The 20,181-nt window shown below is 55.5% G+C and carries 19 protein-coding genes, 1 tRNA gene and 1 pseudogene; 6 read left to right on the top strand and 15 right to left on the bottom strand.

Translation table 11 applies throughout. The annotated features are described in order from the left end of the window. Positions 1 to 81: 81 nt before the first annotated feature. The 8 genes from WCO56_22115 to WCO56_22080 all read right to left on the bottom strand — a co-directional run bounded on the left by WCO56_22115 (position 82) and on the right by WCO56_22080 (position 5,826). On the bottom strand, positions 82 to 441 hold the full coding sequence (locus tag WCO56_22115) for a four helix bundle protein (GenBank protein ID MEI7732286.1): 360 nt from the start codon (positions 439 to 441) through the stop codon (positions 82 to 84). Between the two features lie 2 nt (positions 442 to 443). Further along, positions 444 to 812 (bottom strand): KilA-N domain-containing protein, encoded by a 369-nt coding sequence (locus WCO56_22110; GenBank protein MEI7732285.1) that lies wholly within the window; start codon positions 810 to 812, stop codon positions 444 to 446. Continuing rightward, positions 809 to 1,147, bottom strand: a complete 339-nt coding sequence (locus WCO56_22105) for a hypothetical protein (GenBank protein MEI7732284.1) — start codon at positions 1,145 to 1,147, stop codon at positions 809 to 811. The genes WCO56_22110 and WCO56_22105 overlap by 4 nt, the downstream gene beginning before the upstream one ends. Further along, entirely contained in the window at positions 1,144 to 1,380 is a 237-nt protein-coding gene (locus WCO56_22100) for a hypothetical protein (protein MEI7732283.1), read from the bottom strand. Before WCO56_22100 ends, WCO56_22105 begins: the two co-directional genes overlap by 4 nt. A gap of 280 nt (positions 1,381 to 1,660) precedes the next feature. Continuing rightward, positions 1,661 to 3,067, bottom strand: coding sequence for a cytochrome ubiquinol oxidase subunit I (locus tag WCO56_22095; protein ID MEI7732282.1), 1,407 nt, complete (start codon positions 3,065 to 3,067; stop codon positions 1,661 to 1,663). 35 nt (positions 3,068 to 3,102) lie between these two features. After that, positions 3,103 to 4,206: a cytochrome b gene (locus tag WCO56_22090; GenBank protein MEI7732281.1), complete on the bottom strand. Its 1,104-nt coding sequence runs from the start codon at positions 4,204 to 4,206 to the stop codon at positions 3,103 to 3,105. A gap of 7 nt (positions 4,207 to 4,213) precedes the next feature. Beyond that, complete coding sequence (locus tag WCO56_22085) at positions 4,214 to 4,699, bottom strand: Rieske (2Fe-2S) protein (GenBank protein MEI7732280.1); 486 nt, start codon at positions 4,697 to 4,699, stop codon at positions 4,214 to 4,216. Continuing rightward, positions 4,696 to 5,826: a hypothetical protein gene (locus WCO56_22080; GenBank protein ID MEI7732279.1), complete on the bottom strand. Its 1,131-nt coding sequence runs from the start codon at positions 5,824 to 5,826 to the stop codon at positions 4,696 to 4,698. Before WCO56_22080 ends, WCO56_22085 begins: the two co-directional genes overlap by 4 nt. Positions 5,827 to 6,284: 458 nt before the next feature. Between WCO56_22080 and WCO56_22075 the strand changes: the two genes are divergently transcribed. The 3 genes from WCO56_22075 to WCO56_22065 are packed head-to-tail and all read left to right on the top strand — an operon-like array spanning position 6,285 to position 8,958. Continuing rightward, positions 6,285 to 7,799 (top strand): sulfatase-like hydrolase/transferase, encoded by a 1,515-nt coding sequence (locus tag WCO56_22075; protein ID MEI7732278.1) that lies wholly within the window; start codon positions 6,285 to 6,287, stop codon positions 7,797 to 7,799. A gap of 34 nt (positions 7,800 to 7,833) precedes the next feature. Continuing rightward, on the top strand, positions 7,834 to 7,959 hold the full coding sequence (locus tag WCO56_22070; protein ID MEI7732277.1) for a hypothetical protein: 126 nt from the start codon (positions 7,834 to 7,836) through the stop codon (positions 7,957 to 7,959). Positions 7,960 to 7,971: 12 nt separating this feature from the next. Beyond that, positions 7,972 to 8,958 (top strand): DUF4886 domain-containing protein, encoded by a 987-nt coding sequence (locus tag WCO56_22065; GenBank protein ID MEI7732276.1) that lies wholly within the window; start codon positions 7,972 to 7,974, stop codon positions 8,956 to 8,958. Positions 8,959 to 9,191: 233 nt separating this feature from the next. Here the strand turns inward: WCO56_22065 and WCO56_22060 are convergent, their stop codons facing one another. Further along, positions 9,192 to 9,743, bottom strand: coding sequence for a hypothetical protein (locus tag WCO56_22060; protein ID MEI7732275.1), 552 nt, complete (start codon positions 9,741 to 9,743; stop codon positions 9,192 to 9,194). 201 nt (positions 9,744 to 9,944) lie between these two features. On the opposite strand from WCO56_22060, the gene WCO56_22055 reads away from it, so the two are divergent. Beyond that, a tRNA-Gly gene (locus tag WCO56_22055) sits at positions 9,945 to 10,018 on the top strand. Between the two features lie 338 nt (positions 10,019 to 10,356). Here the strand turns inward: WCO56_22055 and WCO56_22050 are convergent. The 5 genes and pseudogenes from WCO56_22050 to WCO56_22030 form a co-directional block, all read right to left on the bottom strand. Further along, positions 10,357 to 11,397: a hypothetical protein gene (locus WCO56_22050; protein ID MEI7732274.1), complete on the bottom strand. Its 1,041-nt coding sequence runs from the start codon at positions 11,395 to 11,397 to the stop codon at positions 10,357 to 10,359. Continuing rightward, on the bottom strand, positions 11,381 to 13,597 hold the full coding sequence (locus WCO56_22045; protein ID MEI7732273.1) for a DNA methylase: 2,217 nt from the start codon (positions 13,595 to 13,597) through the stop codon (positions 11,381 to 11,383). Before WCO56_22045 ends, WCO56_22050 begins: the two co-directional genes overlap by 17 nt. A 720-nt stretch (positions 13,598 to 14,317) precedes the next feature. After that, positions 14,318 to 14,575, bottom strand: a pseudogene (locus tag WCO56_22040) (HsdR). A 189-nt stretch (positions 14,576 to 14,764) separates the two neighbouring features. Beyond that, on the bottom strand, positions 14,765 to 15,412 hold the full coding sequence (locus WCO56_22035; GenBank protein MEI7732272.1) for a PEP-CTERM sorting domain-containing protein: 648 nt from the start codon (positions 15,410 to 15,412) through the stop codon (positions 14,765 to 14,767). A gap of 353 nt (positions 15,413 to 15,765) precedes the next feature. After that, the gene (locus WCO56_22030; protein ID MEI7732271.1) at positions 15,766 to 16,053 is read right to left on the bottom strand and encodes a hypothetical protein; all 288 of its coding nucleotides are present in this window, start codon (positions 16,051 to 16,053) and stop codon (positions 15,766 to 15,768) included. 312 nt (positions 16,054 to 16,365) lie between these two features. Here WCO56_22030 and WCO56_22025 point away from each other — a divergent pair, with 312 nt between their 5' ends. Then, positions 16,366 to 16,836, top strand: coding sequence for a type VI secretion system tube protein Hcp (locus WCO56_22025; protein MEI7732270.1), 471 nt, complete (start codon positions 16,366 to 16,368; stop codon positions 16,834 to 16,836). Positions 16,837 to 16,868: 32 nt separating this feature from the next. Continuing rightward, positions 16,869 to 17,657, top strand: a complete 789-nt coding sequence (locus WCO56_22020; protein MEI7732269.1) for a type VI secretion system tube protein Hcp — start codon at positions 16,869 to 16,871, stop codon at positions 17,655 to 17,657. A gap of 459 nt (positions 17,658 to 18,116) precedes the next feature. On the opposite strand, the gene WCO56_22015 is transcribed toward WCO56_22020, so the two are convergent. After that, complete coding sequence (locus tag WCO56_22015) at positions 18,117 to 19,985, bottom strand: right-handed parallel beta-helix repeat-containing protein (protein ID MEI7732268.1); 1,869 nt, start codon at positions 19,983 to 19,985, stop codon at positions 18,117 to 18,119. Positions 19,986 to 20,181: the final 196 nt, after the last annotated feature.

Here is a 20,181-nt window from a genome sequence, read left to right as displayed (position 1 = left end):
TGGGGTTCGAACTCGTTCCAACACCAACGGCTTCATCCGGAGTTTCTTAAGAGGAAGAAGGAAGAGTTAAGAAAGAAAACATTATTGGTTCTCCTTTGATCGTTTGATGATGGTTACGAAGATGGCCGTCAGTTCATCGCACTCGGCGCGAAGGGAGGCCAGTTTGTCCGGGACGACAATCCCTGAATCCACCAGCAATTCGAACCAGTAGGCGGTTTCTTCGAGTTCACGAAGACAATCGCCGCATTTGGCGACAAACTCCGGCTTGCTCCGGCCACGAAACGCCTCGCGATAATTCGCGCCAACGGACGTGCCTGAACGGAGCACCTGTTTGCCCAGCACCTGCCCCTCCGTCGTCTTCGGCAACGCCGAGTACATTCGGATAATGCGCAACGCAAATTCCTTTGTCCGTTCCCGCAAATCTGTTTCTTCCTTCTGCATTCTTAATTCCTACTTTGTTTCTTTGGGTGGGCGTACGTGCCACCGTAGCGCCCGGCTTGGGAAATTAGCCCGATGGCATGGGTGGCGGCAATCCAGCGGCTGGCTGTGAGAATGAAGCTGTTGAGACCGGCCTGTTTTCTAATCCCATCGAATTCGATGGGATTAAAAGCGGGGTTGTTCAACTGCTCCCAGACGCCCAGAAATTCGATGGTGTTCCGATTGCGCAGCCAGTTCTGGATGATGTAGTCGGTCCGCTCGCGGTCTTTGAAGCGGGCTATATCCGTGAGGCTGATGAAATCGCTCTGCGGCTGGGACAGGATGGTGATGGCCGCGCTGCGGACTTCGATGATGGATTTCTTCGGTTTGCTCATGAATCAGTAGCATCCAGATGGCAGTTCAAGTTTGCACCAGGCGGCTCAGGGACGATCTGGCCGCAGGAAGGACAGATAAAATGGCCCCCGGTGATTTCCTTAAAACGGAGGCCCGTGTCCTGACCAAGATTCGGCTCACGGCAAGTGAGCAACTGGCCGGAAGTGTTCACGTCATCTTCCAGCCCGCAGCGTGGACACGCCAACAACTCACGTTCGTTGGTAAACATGCCAAGCGCGTTTGCCCGCTCCTGCAGAGCGGCCAACTGTTTTGCCGCCGGGCAAAGTTGGTTCGCCAGTTCGTCCACGGGGTCGGTTTTATCGCGACTGGGCTTCATGCGGCAAGGGTGGTATTGAGTTCTTCGAGCAGCACGGGCAGGCGTTCCCGGCCAAAGAGGGCCAGCGCGCGCGGCAGGCTGCCGCGGGATTTCACATCGCTTTCGCAGAGGGCGACACCCGGCGCGGCATGGAGATTGAGATGGCGCCGATCCTGCACACGCCACCCCGCCGCGACAAGCATCGCGTCAATTTGCTGCCGGGCTTGGCCCTCTGATATCAGCGCAGGTGTCATGCGGCTTCAATCTTTTTTATCCCACTATCCAAAGGCAATAATCCAGCAACCTGTGGAAATGACTATTTTACCATGCAGGCTGCTGGTGGACAGTCTTAACGTGACACTGGAAAATTGCACGGAAAATTTTCAGACGCGCCTGCTGCAACAGATGTGCCGCCGGCAAGTGAAGGAACAAACGCTGCACACCATGAACCAATCAAGCCATCAGCGGTTGAGCCGCTGAAGCTGACGGCAGGCTATGAGGGCGGGACTGATTATCCAGCCAAGGTGATAAACCTTACCGGTTCACGGCCACGGGAGCCTTCTTTTCCGGTTCAGCGATTGGGGTCGGAGCTTTTTTAGTGAGGGTGGCCAGGTAATCGCCCAGCGCATCCACCTCCGCCTGAGTGCCGACCAGCGGCGGCATGTATTTGCGATAAGGGGAGTCCGGCTTGTACTCGTGCAGCATCTGGAGCAGGTTGCCGATGGCTTCGCGGTTGCGATCCGCCAAAAGACGGTTCATGGAACGATAAACGTCCACCGTATGGCAGGCCATGCATTGCCCCCGGAACATCGCCGCGCCTTGCGCCAGCTTTGTTTCGGGGAATTTGGTATTCTTTACCCACAAGGCGTTTTTCAGGAAACCGTCCTGATTAAACTTCGCCACCTCGCTTTTGCGCACGCCATTGGAGAACATGTGCTGCCCCACCACATAGGGCTTGCGCAACATTTCCCGGGTGTATTCACCGGAGGCGGTGGCAATCAAGCCGAGGAACAGGATGCCCAGCGATTGGCCAAACCCGAATTCCGCAGGGGTGCGATAGGCAAAGAAATACACGACCAGCGCAATGCTCATCGAGGACAACAGCACGACGAGCGCAGTACGGGTCAATTGGGTGAAGGCTCCGGCACCGATACTGGAGATGCCGAGCTTGAGCAGGGCGCGTTGCGCCTCGGGCACCTGCCAGAGATACCAGCCAAACGCCAGCGGCAGGAGCAGGAAGGAAGGCAGCAACCACTTGGCGCTCCAGCGGACCAGCGAGGTTTTGAGTTCCTTCTGCTTTCCTCCATCCAACCGGCTGCAGGTCACCAGCGCCCACAACCCGGCCAGTGACACACACACCAGCACGCGTAGCAACAAGCTGGGCCAGAAGGTCGGGTTGAAGAATGCCTGCCAGAAACGGGAGGCTTCATTCCCGGTGCCGGCCACCGCCAGCCACGGGTCGCCGGGGGTCAGCATGAACGTTAAAATGCCGTTGATGATGAACAGCGTGAGGAACGAGGCAATGGCGTACAGCCAGCCGACTTTCATGTGCAGCTCATCCGAGACGCGGTTCCAAGAATAGTAATAAACTGCCGCGGCACTGAGTTCGATGATGAAGAACACCCACTCGATCGCCCAGCCGAACACGAAGTTGTGAATCAGCGTACTGGTGGCCTCGGGCTGCGCCAGGCCGATGGCAAACCAGATGCCCACCCCGGACACCGCACCAAATACGCCGGTGAGGATGAGGAAAAACTTCGAGTGCTGTACCAGGGTGGGCAGCCATTCCCGGCGGCCTTCCCGGATGGCTTTGCGCTCAGCCAGGATCAGGTATAACCCGCCGCCCACGGCGAAGTGGGAGATCATGACGTGATAGATGGCGATCAAACCGATCACCCAGCCGCTGCCGATATGTGGCACATCCCAGATTGGATAATTCATAATGTGTCAGTCGTTAAAAGTTTTGGTTGTATTCATCAGCCGACTTTGGGCAGCGCGACGTAACCCCAGATGGTGGTGACCACCACCACCAGCAGCACGGCCAAGCCAAAGTATGTGGCGTTGCGCGCCCGCACCCCCGACTTGCTGTTGCCGTCATACAGCGGCACCAACGCCCAGAGGACCAGGCCCACGTTGAAGAAGCCCATGCCCACAAATTCGCCCAATGTGCCGAAGCTTTTGCCGGGCAACAATGAGCCAAAGATTTTCAGGATCTGGAAGGAACTCATGAAATACCATTCGGGATGAATGTCCGCCGGGGCGGAGGCCAGCGAATCCGCCGGCTTGCCCAGTTCCCACGGGAACATGAAGGCGATCACCGCCAGAATGTTTAAGGTGATGAGCCACACGGCCAGGTCCTTGGCCATGAAGTTTGGGAAGAACGGGATGGATTTCCGCTCGGAAGCCGGCTTGACTTCTTCGGACGGTGGCACGGCGTTGCCGTGTTTTTGCACCAGCCAAAGATGCAAACCGAGCAAGGGCAGGAACAGGGCCGGCAACACCACCACATGCAACGCAAAGAATCGTTGCACGGTGAATTCATTGATTTCCAAGCCGCCGCGCGCCAGATCAGCCAGTTTGCTCCCCACCACCGGCAACATCGCGGCAGTTTCCATTCCCACCTTGGTGGCGAAATAGGCGAGTTCATTCATGGGCAGCAGGTAGCCGCTGAAGCCGAACACCATGGCCAGCCCCAGCAAGCCCAAGCCGCTCCACCAGCCAAACTCACGCGGCTGCCGGTAGGCCTTCATGAAATACACCGAGAACATGTGGACCAAAACGGCGGCCACCATGAGGTTCGCCGCCCAGGAGTGGACGGACCGGATCAACCAGCCGAAATTGTACTCAAAGGTGATTTGGCGGACGGATTCAAACGCCTCCGGCCCCGGGCGATAATAGACCATCAACAGGACGCCGGTAAATGCCTGAACCAGAAACAGCAGCAGCGAGATGCCGCCCCAGTAGTACCAAAACGAGTGTTTGTGAACCGGCACGGTCTTCTTCTTGGCAAACGCCAGCGCCTCGCCCACGTCCAAGCGCGCATCCAACCATTGATAAACGGAATTGAAAATGGCTTTCATATCCTTATTACGTCCTGGAAACTACCACTGCGGTTTCGGTCACCTTCACCACGTATGGTTTGAGCGGTTTTGGCGGCGGCCCCGAAATATTGCCGCCGGTCTTCGGGTTATACACTCCACCATGACAGGCGCAGGTGATCAGTTCCTTGGTTTTATCGAATTGCACGGTGCAGCCCAGATGGGTACACACTGCGTCCAGCGCCACCCAGGAACCGTCCTTGTGATGGATTAGCAGGGCCGGTCGGACGCCAAATTTGAACATGACGGCCTCGCCCTGCGGCACTTTCAGCCCATCTTTCAGCACGACTTCCTTGACGGCGGCCATGGCGCTGGCCTTTTCGACCGGGCTGGACAGATAACGGTACACCGGGTAGCCCAATGCCGCGAGATAACACACGCCCGCGCCGCCAATCGCCGCGCCCACGAAGCAGCGGCGATTCACGCATTCCTGATCGGCCGGTGCCTTGCCCGGCTTGGCATCATTATTGTTCATGGATTTACTTTTTCGGTTACATTCTTTGCACGCATCATCACGGAAACCAACCAGCCCAGGATCACCAGGCCGAGGACAAACGACACCAGGAAGATACCCACCACGGACCAATTAGTGACCACCTTGTTGGCCACGGGGTCCCACACATCATAGCCCCGTTGCAGCAGGGTCATGTCCCGGATGCCATCGCGGTAAATGACCATGCAGGCGATCAGCAGGAAGCCCAACAGGGAGCCCGCATACGCGATCAGGTTCTGGGGACACTTGGCGAAGGCCGCCACGCCCCCAACCGCCGCCACTAGCACGATCATGGCCACCCAGCCATAGCCAGCCAGGTGATAAAACATGTTTGCAGCCAGCGCCTTTTGCACTTCCGCCGCCTGCCCGCCGGCCACCTGGAAGCCCAGGAAGCCCAGCACCACGGCCAGCAACGCCAGGCGTCCGCCGGTATTAAACAGATACGGCCGCAGGGTGTCCGCAATCGAGCGCCGGGTTGAAATCCACAACATCCACAGCCCGGCCACCACCAGTCCGCCGGTCAGCATGTACCCCCAACGCAACAGGAGCAGGGGATGGGACGGTGGCAGTGCCATGCCATTGGCGTTCTGGGCGTACATGTCGGCCCAGACTTCCGGGCGGATCATCAGGGTCATGTTCGAGACATAGATTTTGGCAATGACGCCGGCAATCAGCCACGCAAGCAGGCCCTTCCACCAACCGGGCTTGCCCTGTTCAGCATCTGCCGCAAACTTATACAGCAGCCAGTAACAGAGGGTGAGCAGCACAATGACGGAGATCCACCACATGCCAATCAGCACGCTGCTGGTGTAGAGCATGCGGCCGTAGAGCACCTGCGCGAACAGCAGGGGCGGCACGCCCAGGTTGATGACGTAGGTCATTACAATGGGCAGACGGCGCGCCAAGGCGGCAGCGGCATTCAGGCGCAGGCCCGATTTATCGCCCGACTTCCCGGCGCTGATGAAGTTCAACCACACGGCGACCAGCAGGCCGCCCAGGAGAATCTCCACCGCCACAAAGTGCAGGGCCAGGGTGAGAATATGCAGCGCCTTGAACAGCCAGATCGGCGCTGGCAACGGGATGGGATCGGGAAAAGGAAAAAAGTTCATAGGTGGTAAAAGCACGAAACAGCCACGCGCCGGGCGGCACGGGCGGTTATCCAACGGCCATTAAATTGAACCTGCATGACACAATGATTTTTCTTAAGGACGGCACAAAGATAGTCGCATACCGGCCCGGCGCAAATTTTGGAACGAAGAATTAAGTAATGATAATACTTTAGTTTAGAAGTGGTTATAAATCTCCCGGAGGGGGCATTCCCGGTGCGGCCTCCCGGCCAGTTTGCCGAAGTCACCCCGCTGGGCGACCGCCCGAAAATCAAGGCGAGACCGGACCAGATTTTCATAAGATTGCCTATTTTTCGCAGGGTTTTCGGCTGTTCCAGCGCAATCGAAGCATGCCTCGGTTCAGCATTTGTTTCCAGTTGCGGAAAAAATTGTTGAGAATGTGTTAATTTCTACCCATTTGGATATTGCATCAGTACCTGTCCCAAGGTAAGCCTGTCGGCATGAAAATCCGCTACTTTTCAACGGTGCTGGGCTGTGCATTAGCGATTGTTAACAGTTGCATTGCTGCAACCGTAGAGGTTCCCCGACCGAACATTTTATTCATCCTTACAGACGATCAGAATTCAGACACGCTGGGATGTTTCGGCGGCAAGGTGTTGACACCCACGTTGGATAAACTATGTGCGGAGGGGGTGAAGTTTACCCGGGCCTATAATTCCTCCAGCGTTTGCACACCCAGCCGTTACACCTGTCTCACGGGGCAGTATGCCAGCCGGTGCCAGACTGAGCGGTTTCTAAAGCTGTGCCCGCCGGGCAAGCAATCCAATGTGGGTTTCAATGTGCAGGTGGAACCGGGCAGTTGGAACGTGGCACGGGTATTGAAAGAAAACGGGTATTACACTGGCTTTGTCGGCAAATGGCACACCGGCACACCGGTCTTGCAACCAGTAGCTGCGGATGCCGATTTGCACGACCCGGAAGTGGCCAAGAAGCTGGCGGAAAACCAGCGGCGGCTTTGCGAATACATCCAAAAGACGGGGTTTGAGTATGCCGCCAGCGTGTATCGCGGAAACCTGGATGACCACAAGCTAAATGCGCTCAAACTTCATAACATGGAATGGATCACCAAAGGCGCGTTGGATTTTCTGGATCAGGCCGGGGACCGGCCCTTCTTCCTGCATGTATGCACGACGTTGCAGCACAGTCCGGCACCGCATAAATCCATTGGGGGCGATCCCACGATGACCCCAGCCGGGCATCTGCCGGAGCGGCTGAAAGTACAGGCGTCCCGGTCCAGCATCGCCGAACGGCTCCAGAGGGCTGGAATTTCCGAGAACATGGGACACGCCACCTGGCTGGACGACGGCATTGCCGCGCTGATCAACAAACTGGAAATTTCGGGAAAACTGGAGAACACGGTGATCCTATTTTTCAGCGATAACGGCACCATGGGCGGCAAGGGCACCTGCTATGATGGCGGGGCGCGAACACCCTGCTTCATGTGGGGCAAGGGCCGGGTGCCGTCCGGGCTGATTTGCGACCAGCCAGTGCAAAACATAGATTTTGTTCCCACCTGTCTTGATCTGGCGGGAGCCAAAGCCCCACCGCCGATGCATTTGGATGGCATGAGCCTGATGCCGTTGGCAAAAGGAGTGCCAGGCAAATGGCGCGACGCGTTTTTCTTGGAGATTGGCCATACGCGTGCGGTTTGCGTGGATCGCTGGAAGTATATTGCGCTGCGGTATTCACCAGAGATGCAGGAAAAGATCAAGGATAAGTCACTGGGCAGGCCGGCATACCACATGGATACCTCGTTGAATTTACAGGAAATTGCTTTAAAGGAGCATCCTGGCTACTGGGAAGCAGACCAATTATATGATCTCCAAGCCGATCCCGGTGAGAAACATAATCTCGCCAAAGATCCCCAACACGCACAGACCGTGGCGGATCTGAAGACACGATTAAAGGGCTGGCTAGCTGGTTTTAATCGTCCCTTTGGTGAGTTTGTGCCGTAAAGCGGCACGGAATTGAACACGATGAAGTTTATTTATGGGGCTAGAATCAGGCATCGGGACGAAGACGGCGGGTTCCGTGCCCCAAAGTTACCGACAAATGATCGCTACGCGACCGGGTGAACTGCCCGCCGCCGCGCTTGCCACGTTCAGCCGTCTCTGATACTCCATCCGTATGTTGTATTGTTATTCCATGTTTCATCGGGTGACGCTGATGTCCCGGGCCTTCGCGGTCCGCACCATGGTGGTCGCGGTGTTGGCGTTGACTGTTGCGGCGGCAGGCGCTGCAAATGAGGCTGCTGGGCGCACGGTGCGGCTGTTGACCGTGGGCAACAGTTTCTCCCAGAATGCAACGCATTACCTGGGCGACCTGGCCAAGGCGGCAGGCGACATCCTGGAAATACACCGCGCGGATATCGGCGGTTCCACCATGCAGCAGCACTGGGAAAAAGCCGAGAATCACGAACGCGACCCGCAGTCCACCAACGGTCTATACGCCACCCGCCGCAGCCTGAAACAGGAGTTGACCTCGAACCCGCTTGATTTCGTCACCATCCAGCAGGCCAGCATCCGCAGCCACGACTTGAATACCTACCGCCCCTATGCCCGCCAACTTTATGATTACATTAAAAAACACGCGCCCAAGGCGGAAGTGATTCTGCATGAGACCTGGGCGTATCGTGTGGATGATCCGCGCTTTGCGGTCAAGTCGCCCAAAGCGGGCGAGCCGGCGACGCAGTTGGAGATGTATCAGAGCCTGACCAACGCCTACCGGACCATTGCCCGGGAACTCGGGGTGCTGCTATTGCCCGTGGGCGAAGCGTTTTACCTGGCGGATACCGATCCCAAATGGGGATTCCGGCCCGATACCGCTTTTGATGCCAAACAGGCCCAAATCCCGGCGCTGCCTGACCAGACTCATTCGCTGCACGCGGGTTGGCGCTGGCAAAAATCCAAGACCAGCGATCAGCAGAAACTGAGCATGGACGGGCATCATGCCGGAGTGGCGGGGGAATACTTGGGGGCCTGCGTGTTTTATGAAGTAATGTTTGGCAAAACCGTGGTCGGCAACACTTTTACCCCCGCCGGTCTGGCTCCGGATCATGCACGTTTCCTTCAGGAGACCGCCCACCAAGTCGTGCAGCAAAACATTGGACGCTGACCACCGTGCAGAAGCTGCCGCTGCCGGCGATCACCAGCGGCACAAACTCAGCGTTCGACCGGCGGAACTGGTAAACTATCAAATCCGTCTCGATCCATTTCATCCCATATACTCATAAGTCCGTAACTTAACCGACAACAAGCATTCTTGCTTTGCGTTTTTTGAGGTTTTTCGGGGCTAATGATGTTTTCTATCCCTCCGACTTGGCAGTATGACTCTTGGTGCAAGCCGGGTTAGGAATCATATTCGGGTTTGATGGGCATGGGGATGTTCATGAGGTAAATTACCTTGATTAAAAACAGAATCGGGAGGATCAGCGCCAGGAGCGTGAGCCAACGCAGCAGCCCTTTCCTCTTCATTAGCGGGAAACTCAGGCATGACAACAGCGCATTGGTGATCGGCAGCCAGATATAATGGTCAAGGAAGTCTTGGGGCGATCCCAATAAACACGCATCAGCCCAAAGGGCCACGAGGGAGCCCAGCACCGGCAAAGGCAGTAGATACAAGCGCCACCTCCAGCGTTTGTGGAATAATTCCCGGCGCAGGCACATAAAGCCGGTGAAGAGCAGGCCCGCCGCCCCGAATAGCTTAAGGTAAAAAGGCACCCCGGTGCTATTGGCGAACGGTAAAAGCGAGGAGTCCGCCCCGAGCAACAAATCCCGGTTGCGGATGGCGAGGAACAAGGCCAGCAGCCCCGCGAAACAACTGACTGCGCCCAGACTGAGCAGCCACTTTTTCCGGGTGGCCCGCTTCACTCGTATTCGCCTGAGTTCCCGATAGTTCATGATCCCACGATTTATGTGCGGCGAACCTACGCCCACACCGGTTTGGGAATCAAGCGTGATTTTTTGCGGCCCCTAACTCCTGACGCCCGACTCCTATCGCCCGCTTTATATTTTTCTGCTAAAACCGCAAACGTATTTTTAAATTTTAAAGTCTTGCGTTATTCAACACCGCTTGCTAGAGGTAGCACAGTCAACGGCGAAGCGGGTGTGGTTCAGTGGTAGAATGCGAGCTTCCCAAGCTTGAGATGAGGGTTCGATTCCCTTCACCCGCTCCACTTCAATAATCTCCCGGTAAATCAAGGTTATCTTGGTTTTTTCCAGTTCCGAAAAGGCTAAACTAAGAATAAAACTAAGAATACCGAGTCCATTCTTAGCGATCCATCGCGCTTGCCAGCCTCCGCCACCTTTTCAGGCTTCGGGTCTGGGCAGGGTTTTGGTTCTGGTCGCTGGGCTGGGGATTGGCTTGGGGGTGCGGGGCAGGGTTTGCTGATAAGAATTTACTTTTTGGCACATTGGATGCTTTCACTTGTCGCGTTGGGGTAAGATGCGTGCCGCGCGGGCGAGCGCGAATGGATGCGAACGTCAAGGTGTGGCGCGGTCGCCAATTCAGACCCTACTCAAGCGTCTTTGTAGCGTAGGCCGACAAGGCCGAGCACTCAACGAGGCGGCCCAGCGTTTTCGGGGTAAATACTTTACCACGCGTTGCCTCAATGAGCTTCCGCATGTCTTCTTTCCGCACTCCGAATCCTCGACCCGCGATGCAAGCTATCACTTGAAACTTGGTAGATTCGCCGTGGGCTACACCACGCCTGCTGATCGATTCAAGATGTTGGACGCGAGTGACCTTATCGCGTGCCGTGCCGTCATCTTCGGTGATCTTGGCTTCGATAACGACCTTGGGATTGAACTCGCTGGGAATCATGAAGTCAGGAGCTTGATCGAACTCAGCAATTTTCTCAGCACGCTTCGTCTTTCGGAAACTGATGCCTGCGCTGACAAGCTGCTCTTCAATCGCATTCTCCAAGCCGTCACCGACAAGTTCGCTGACCGAGTCTCGATGACCTGCAAAGGGGCGACCGAGGAATCGTTCATACAGCATCATGGCATACGGTGTCCCAATGGTTGCCAGGTTGCGGAGGGCAGGAAGTCCACCCACGGTGTCCGCCTTGTTGAGCCGATGTAGCTGATCCTCACGCACCCCTGGGCAGCCTTGATTCAGCAGATCGCAAGCAACTTCGACCATTGCTGTAATGCGTCGTAGCTGCTCCGCGCTTGGCTTCAGCGGCTTCAAGGGAGAGAGCCTCACCCTGCGGTCGAGTGTCCGTGCGAATCCTTGGTTCAATTCAGGGCCGACCTTCTGTGCCGCCAGATACGCCCACTCCGGTGGAGTGAATCCTAGCATGGAGCGAAGCACGACCATGCAAATCGGCTTCTCCAAAACAACCGGACAGACATGCGCTGGTGTGAGTGTCGCGAAGCCGGCCGTCGCCATCTTCAGCGCTTCATAGCCTGCCTCGAATGCTGGATAGTCCACGAAACCCTCGCCCTTCGGCATCGTTAAGAACTCCGAAGCCAGACTGGAAAACACCGCCGCTATGAATGGGTCCGGGGCCGCGACGATCTCGCTGAACTCTGCTTCAAAAGGATATTTCATCTTCGGGTTCGTAGGTTTCATGGAGCACTCCGGCGGGCTCCCATTGTTGGGAATTGATGGCCTGCGAAAAGGCTTCTTCCAATGCGGTGAGAACTGCTCCTAACCCGCCGAAGCCGGAATACCATTGCCGGATAACGTCCATTCGTTTTATGACTGCGAGCTTGCTGTCCCAGGTTTGGCGAAGATTCCAAATCGCAAGGCGCGTCAGATGCCCGCAGGAAATGCACCTGATGTCGCCTTGTGTGGCCTTCAAGCCTCCATCGAAAAGCATCTCGATGTCGCGTCGAACAATCTCGGCCACACCAGTCGCATCGGCAGCCAGCCAGCGCCGAGGAAATCTTCCCGTGCTGCGGCACACAAACACTGTGTCGATTACGGAGGACCCAGTGCCGTTGATGTGGATGGAGGCTCCCATCTCAGCGGGACATGGCAGGGATGCCGAACAGACGAGGTCTGCATCCAGAATCGCCACAGCTAGTGGCAGATAAGCCTCCAACTGATTGTGGTGATAGGTGAATGCCAACGGGCGGCCAGGTTTGAGACGCTTGGCTGAACATTTGATCGTGTCAGAGATGCCCTCTGTAAAGTGATCCAGCCCGCGCCCCATGTTGGTATTGCCTGTCAGTTCGTTGTGATGTCGCGTGGATGGTTTCGCAAACTCCGGCACCGAGTCGCCCAGAAGCTTGCGCAACCACACGTAGCAGAAGTCCATCAACTCCGCGTATTGGACGTTTCCGAAATAAGGAGGGTCAGTGAATACGGCATCAAACATCTCGCCGCCAATCGTGGCTGAGGCCGAATCTGCGCAAAGCAACAACACCTCGCGCTCCTCGGGCGGATGCGTGCCATTGCGCCAAGTGCCGATCCATTCGCCCTTCATCGGGACTTCCACTTTGCGGAGGCCGTCGTGTCGAATCTCGAAAGGGGCGCTGCAATAGCGCTTCGCCTTGGCGAACTTCTCCACAATATTCAGCCAGCCGCCGCTACCAACTGGCGCGCCATTACGTCCGGCGATTCCGAGGAAGTTGGACTCGCACTGAATCAAGCCGACAGGGAAACCATGAACGGAAAAGATATCCAAAGACTTCAACGCCATGGTGTCGTAGCGGCACAGCATGTTTTGATAGCGTGTCAAGTCCGATAGGTTAGTCGCCAGCGCTTCACGAATGCGCTCGTCTTTGACCGCCGCAATCCAGCGACAGCTCAGCTCCAAACCGAGGAGTTGCCTGGAATTGAAGAGGTCTCGATAGCGCTCGTAGCCCCAGCGGTGCAGTCGAGCCGTTTCGTCGCCGTCAGGAATCTTGTCGTCTGGAATGAACTTTGGTCGGAGTGCCAGCAACCTCTTCTCTGCCTCTTCGAAATGCGCGAGATCGTGAGTGTCTGGCTTCTTGAAAAGCCGCCCCCTCCCACTGCCTGCCGGGGACTGCGAACCACAGGATTCACAATGGTATTCCATCGCAAACAGCCGGTGCTCTGGCGTCGATGCACTAGGATAAGTGACAGGCTCGTCGCAGTGCTTGCAGGCAGCCTTGTTGCGCTTGGCTGTGTGCTGCAAAGGCAAAGCCTTGCCGCAGTGCGGGCATGGCCCAGGATTCTTTCGGTCGACTGCGTCAAACAACTCACCGCAGCATCCACAGACGAACACGTTCGTTGGATGGCGGACATCCTCGGAAATTAGGAAGTTCGGAAATAAATCGGTATTCTGATGGCATTTCCCGCACGGAGCCGTTTTCACCCAGAGAAAATACTTCGCACGCGCCTCATCACTTCCGCATCTCAAGCATCGAGTGCGATACAACGGCCCAATTGCGGCCTCCAAATGGGAGCGCAATTGCTCCGCCGCCTTTTGGTAGGCGACGACATCAAGTTCCCGCAACTCCTGACGCACAATCCACCAAGCCATCGGGTTCACATCCGTGCCAGCGACAGCGCAGCCGACGCGATTTGCTTCCATCATCGTCGTGCCGCCACCCATGAATGGGTCGAACACGCGAATATGCGGCATCTGCTGGCTTTGATAGAAAGTCTGATGGATCGGCTGTTCAGCAAACTCAGACAGGATCAGTGATCGAAACAGCGTCCCCGGCCTACGGGCGAACCACTTGTGCACCGCGATGACCGGCCGGTAGTTCTGCTGGATTTGTTTCTCCCGCAGAGCCAGGCGCGACACAAAGGGCACTTCAAAATGGCGTTCAATCATGAAAAGGGCGCTGTAATGACTGACAAAGGTTGGCGAGGACGTAATCGATGCGGAGGTCGTGATGGAGGTCGCGGAGGTCTATTCCCAGGCATCCGCCTTGGGTGAAAGGAAGTAGCGCCTGAATGATAATCAGACAGGGCTCGCTACTGGTACAATTTTGAATATTCGCCATAAGACCCAACGTCCTGTGATGCGTGAGTTTTCGGGAAAATACGCACCTTGGCGAGAAAAAAATTGGAATATGGTTTAACCGATGACCTGCTTGTTGCCATACATTTTCACCGCCCGGCTACCAGTTTAAATGATGCCATGCCAGGTAGTTACTTCGGTGATGACCTTAATGGTAGCGGGACAGGGCGGCAAGGAGAAAGGCGGCGATTGAGCTGGCACCTACCGGCAGAGTGCTTTTATCCGTTTACCGTGAAGTTGCCGGCAACTGATGGTTTTTGTAGCCTGTTCGTGATGGCTGGGATTGACCGGTGAGACAACTTGGACAGTACGGAGGGGGCACTGAATTTGTTTTTTGGCACATTTGATGTTTTCACTTGTTGCGTTGCGGTAAGTGAGCATTGCTTTTGTATCGTCTTAAGATTTTTCGATGTCGTGTGCTCATGGATGGGAGCCTAACCTCTGTGGTGATGTGGTTCAAGCGTGATTGTTGCCAATTGGCAACTCGATGATTTCTGCATCGGGTCTCACCGCACAAACCGTATCTGAAACCTAAGTTGCTTGTGCTCGCAACGTCTCATAGAGGCGGACGTGATTGAGCAATATGTCGCGCATGCCGTTCTGGACCTGGGCAGAGTTCAATGCCTGAGTGCTCATGGCATTATGTGCGTCCAAGGCTCCCATAATCGCATTCAATAATTCGTTTTTCAGGTCCGGGGAATTGGCGAACTGCTCTTTGGTATTGTTCGCCGCCTGTTGCTTCAAGGTCTCCGATTCCAGCAGCTTCCCCTTGATCACGTTGTTCACATAACCGCCGGACATGCGCGCGGATTTGGCGTTGCTGCTCTAACCGATGACCTGCTTGCTGCCATAAATTTTCACCGCCCGGCCACCAGTTTAAACGGTGCCATGCCAGGTAGTTACTTCGGTGATGACCTTAATGGGAGCGGGACAGGGCGGCAAGGAGAAAGGGATTTACCAGATTGCCGCCGTCAAAAATCAACTTCTCCTTTTAAAGAAGGCGAATACCCCGACCGCCACGCCAAATAAAAGCAAGGAAGCGGGTTCTGGCACCGCCGTTTCATTCAAGACGATGTTGTCAAAGGAATGACTTGGCGCGAAGGTAAGATTCTCCGCGTTTGGATCGAGTGCCGGTGCCTGGCACCAGGCAATGGAGGTTATATTCTGAAAGTCGGAGCCGAAATTGATGGTGTGCCAATCGGTGACGTCAGGAACGGCAAAGGACAGTCGGCTCACCCCCCAGGAATCGGGTTGGCCAAAAATGCCGTTGATATAGAAATCAATGGTGGCGGTTCCTGCTTGCGGCCAGAGCATGTGCACATCAATCGAATTGATCGTGAACGCGCCGCTCGCAGAGGTGAGGTAAATCATGCTGTCAATACGGCTGTTAACTAAATTAGCCGACCCGTAATACTTGGGATGGCTCTGGTTGGGCGACTGAAAAGCCATGTTATCGGTGTAGCCACTTTGGATGGTAAACCCGGCCTTGGTGTAATTTTGCATGCCGGTGGTGCCGGTCCCCGGGATTTCAAACTCATCAAAATTAATAATCGTTGCACCGTAAACGCCCTGAGCCATGATCGCAACCGCAAATAACGCCAGCTTTACCATCAATGTTTTTTTCATCTAGTTTTTCATTTCCCATAAGCTCATCAGCATTAGAAACTGATAAAAATTTATTTTTTTGGACGGCTGCCGCCACCCCGACTTGGCGCGCGTCAATAAAGGAGCATTGCTTTTGGCTCGCCATCAAATATCACACAGTTTGTGCGTATGAGCGGAAATCTACGCCAATGCTGATACTGATCAAGCGCAAATTTCCAACGGATAGAATCGGTTTTTGAGAAGCCTCAGATGAACCCGTGCCACTACTTTCACCCAATCCCTCCCCCCTTACGTTTTCGCCCCTTTTTGTGGGATAATAACTTGATAAAGATCCGGTAGCTCAAGGTTACCCGGCCCCCTCCATCAGCAACAGTTCAATACCGTTGCTTCCCCCACAACCCATATTCGCCCGCTGCAATTAATGATTTCTCGGCGACCTCATAGAGCGAAGCTGCGAGCGAGGAATTGCCGGCTTCTATCTGCTTGAAAAGAACAGCCGTGGATCGCGCTTCTCCCAGATGTTCATTGATGGCTTCAACGTCCTGGAACAACTCGGGATTTGTATCACCACCTGCAAGAAGGGTGGTCTTCTTACCACGGATACTTTTCAGTTCCTCCAGCTCCCTTGGGTATTTCCTTCCGAGTTCAACCCATTCGTCCAAGGCAAAAGATAAATGGGGGCACCAAGACCTTCGGCTGCTGCACGCCTTTAAGCAGCAGCTGAAATGGCCGCGAAAGAAGTTCTCTTTCAGTCAATCTATAGGTGAGCCCTTTTGTGGTTGAAGAAAACTGTTGCAATGCCATCCTCCGATGGCTACGGTCAGCCCATGATTAGACCGATTAATCACCAGTTAGCCCTGAACGGAGTGTCGAGGGGCGATTCCTCGACATTGAAACGTACTCGTGGATTTTTAGGTGGCGCGCTTTGCCTTGCGGCACTTCTTTTCACTCTCCCTGCTCAGGCGGCAGTGGACATGTTCCTCGATCTTCCCACCATCCCCGGAGAATCCCAAGACAGGATTTACACCAACAAGGTGGATGTTCTGGCTTGGAGCTGGGGCATGACCCAGTCCGGCTCCATGCATGTGGGCGGTGGTGGTGGTGCAGGAGCAGTGACTATCCAGGATCTCAGCATCACCAAGTATGTGGACAAAGCCAGCCCCAAACTCATGCTAGCCTGCGCCAATGGGGGTCAAATGCCTTCGGCCTTCCTAATCTTGCGCAGAGGAGGTTCCACAAACAGGTACATTAAGATTACCATGGAGCAGGTAATAGTGACCGGTGTTTCAACCGGCGGTTCCGGGGGCGATGACCGTCTGGTCGAGAACGTCACCTTGAACTTCGCCAGGGTAAAGTTCGAATACTTTGCGATCAAGGCCGACGGGACGGAAGACACAGTTGTCTACTTTGGATGGGACATTCAGAGAAACATTACGTGGCAGTAATAGAATCGGGCTTCACCCAATTCTGAGCGGTTATGTCGAAGCACAAGGCATCCATTCTAGTCGCGGTGGTGTCGCTGATCCTGGGTTGTTGCACTGCGGCACAAGCGGCAGTGGACATGTTCCTCAAGGTGAGTACTATTAACGGCGAGTCGCGAGACTACGCTCATCCTGCGGAAATTGACGTGCTGGCTTGGACTTGGGGGATGTCCAAGGTCGCCCGCACCAATGTTTCCGTGGCCGATCTTTCGTTGACCAAGTACGTGGATGCCTCGAGTCCGGTCTTGATGAGTATGTGCGCGACTGGGAAGCGCCTTTCGACTGCCACGCTCACCGTGCGATCCACCGGCGACCATCCTGTTGGGTTTTATTGCATCACCCTGACGGATGTCATTGTTGCGGCTGTGTCCACTGGCGGCTCTAGTGGAGAGGACCGTCTTATCGAAAGCGTCACGCTCAACTTTGCTAGTATGAGCCTGATCTACACGCCTGTTATCAACGCCCTGCCGAGAACTGGCTACACCTTTTCATGGAGTGTGCCGGCTAACAGCGGGGTTAGTGGTATTACGGGCCTGCCCACTCCCAATCCAGCCGCCGGGCTGTCCTCTACTCTCACCTACACCAATGGGTCTCGCACGGTCAGCTTGAAGTGGGCCAGCAGTGTGGGCACGAGTTATCAGGTCTGGGTCGCCGACAGCCTGGACCAACCCTTTCTACGTTACGGTAGTCCCATGCCCTCTACTGGAAACGGAACGACCGCCATCATTCTGCCGGCGAATGCCATCAAGAAGTTCTTTCGCATCGAAACGCTCACCGCCCAGTAAACTGATAGGAATTTGCTTTTCGGCACATTTGATGCTTTCACTTGTCGCGTTGCGGTAAATCGTTGAGAGCTGATGGGTGATGGTTGAACGTTGAGTGACGGAAGACGGTAGGGACAAGTGATCAGTGACCAGTGACCACACAACCACTCAAAGCAATGTCTTGGTCCTTGGTTTGGTGGCCCCTTGGCTCGACCCATTTGGCCGCCGATGTTATATTACTGTGGTTGCCGACGGGACCACGACTTCTCCCTCTTAGCGAGTCTGCACTGCAAGGACCGCCGGTATTCTGTCCCAGGATAAACCACCGGAATACTGAAGATGAACAGCGGCGGTGATTTGCCCACTCCAAGTAATTGCGGCCAGCAGATTTAGATAGCCCGACACTCCAGGCCGAGCTGGCGGACGATGTTATGGTTTGAACCTGAAAATAATGATTAACTTAACATCAACTTATACAACTCACTTATCAGGCAGATTCGTATCGGCTTGTGCGGTCAACAGCGAAGCGCCAGCTCGTAGAATAATCCTGTTCATGCCGTCGTGCAGTCCTTCGAGCGGGCCCGCCATCGGGTGAATCTTGGCGCGGGGCGAGCCGACGAGATCGTGAGCGACGGCGATGGGAATACCATCGGCATCCACGAGGCGCTGCTTGGTGAGGGCAAACTCGCCGACAAACTCCGAGGTGATGAGCGGGCCGCCGACGGCCTTCTGGGCGGTGTCAGCGCGGAAGGAGATTTCCACGCCGTTGGGCAGGTCTTTGAAGCTAACGGTCGGATCGAGTGGTTCCACCTGGCTGTGAGCGTCGTCCCAGGTGGTTGGCTTCGCGCCGCCCAAGAAGACATTCCAATCGCTGGCGTTGCCCGCCTCTCCCCGCTGGAAGCTTTCCAATCCCTGAGTGGAAAAAATGTTGCTCCACCATTTCACGCGCGCCTGCAGCACCGGCGGCGTGCCGAGACGCTTGCCCGTGTGCGGCTCCCAAATGGCCACCGCCTTATTGCCACTGCGAACGAACAAAGGGCAATTGACAAAGAGATTGTGCGCAAAGATGACGCCTTCAGAGGTGACCCGGATCTGCCGTCCGGAAAAGATGTTGTTATCCACGAGCAGCGGGCTGCCATGAGCGTTTTGGAGGAAAAGCGACCATGCTTCGGTATTGTAAACGACATTCCCGGAAACGCGCGTGCCCTGCGCCGCCCAGTCCACCCAAATGCCCGTGAATTCAACCGATTGCGACTTCGCAAGGTTGGCCGGCTTGTGGCCGTAAACGCGCCGCACGATATTCCCCTTGATGGTCACGTCCACCGCGTAGTGAATCTTAATGCCGCCGGTTTCCATGCCACCGAATTCGTTCTTCACGTTGATGTCCTCGATTAGATTGCCCTCGATGAGACTACCGACCCAGCCGCGGTTGCCGTGAAGAGCCGCCTCGCCGCAGCGGGTGAACGTATTGTGCCGCACGATGTGTCTTCCAACCGCACTGGCATCGAAGCCTTCGTTCATCTTCGTCCGGCCGTTGCCGCAGACTAATGCCGTGCAATGCACGTCGGTGAAATGGCAGTTCTGAATGATCCACTTTCGTCCGTAGCCTGTGCCGACGGCTGCCTCCTGCGGCACGTCCCAATATGCCCACTGTGGCGCAGCTTGGGTGAAGACCAACCCGTCGAGTGTGATATAGGCGAGTCCTGTCACAGTGGGGAAGAAGAGGCACTCCCGCACGGCAATCTCGGTCAAGCTCGCGTTGGGATCGGTCTCGCCGAAATTCGCGTGTAAAATCGTCCGGCCCTCCGCTGGTTCGAGCCACCAACTCATCGGCAAGCTGGACACTTCTTCCCGAACCAACCGCTCCTTCAACGAGACGCCGTCCAAGTAAATGTCGCCGAGATGATACTCTGTGCCGTAGAATAAAAACTTGCCCGCGAGATTTCGCTTGAAAGGATTGCTTCCCAAAAAAAATGCGTCCGGCAGCTCCACGCGCCAGCCGCCGCCGGCCTGCTTCGTCCAGGTGTTCACGCGTTCCGTCCCTTTGATGACAACCTTTTCACCCGGCGCGGCGCGATACGTGATGCGTTGCGTTTCCGATGTCCCGCCGCGCGGCGGCTTGATCCACTCGCGATACGTCCCGGCGTGGATGATGCACTCATCGCCAGGCTGCAACGCGTCCGCCGCCCGTTGGATCGAACGGAACGGCGAGGCAAGTGTGCCCGCCGCTGTATCGGAGCCGTGGGTGGCAACATGAACTTCGGCGGAGGTGAGCGTCCATGAGATGATAAACACTTGGATAAGGCAGATGGCTAGCAAGCGCAATCGGAAGGATGGTTTTGGGGACATTTTGTTTTGACTGATACTGATAACTGATAGGAATTTGCTTTTCGGCACATTTGATGCTTTCACTGGTTGCGTTCCGGTAAGGAAGCATTACTTTTGGCTCGCCATCATATTTTCACCCAGTTTGTGCTCATGGACGGGAATCTACGCCAATGTTGATACCGGTCAAGCGCGCATTTCCAACGGGTAGAATCGGTCT

This window comes from Verrucomicrobiota bacterium (assembly GCA_037139415.1).
In the GTDB taxonomy this organism is placed as follows: Bacteria; Verrucomicrobiota; Verrucomicrobiia; order Limisphaerales; family Fontisphaeraceae; genus JBAXGN01.
The sequence above is the reverse complement of the archived record's forward strand: the minus strand, read 5'-3'. Positions and strand labels throughout refer to the sequence as shown.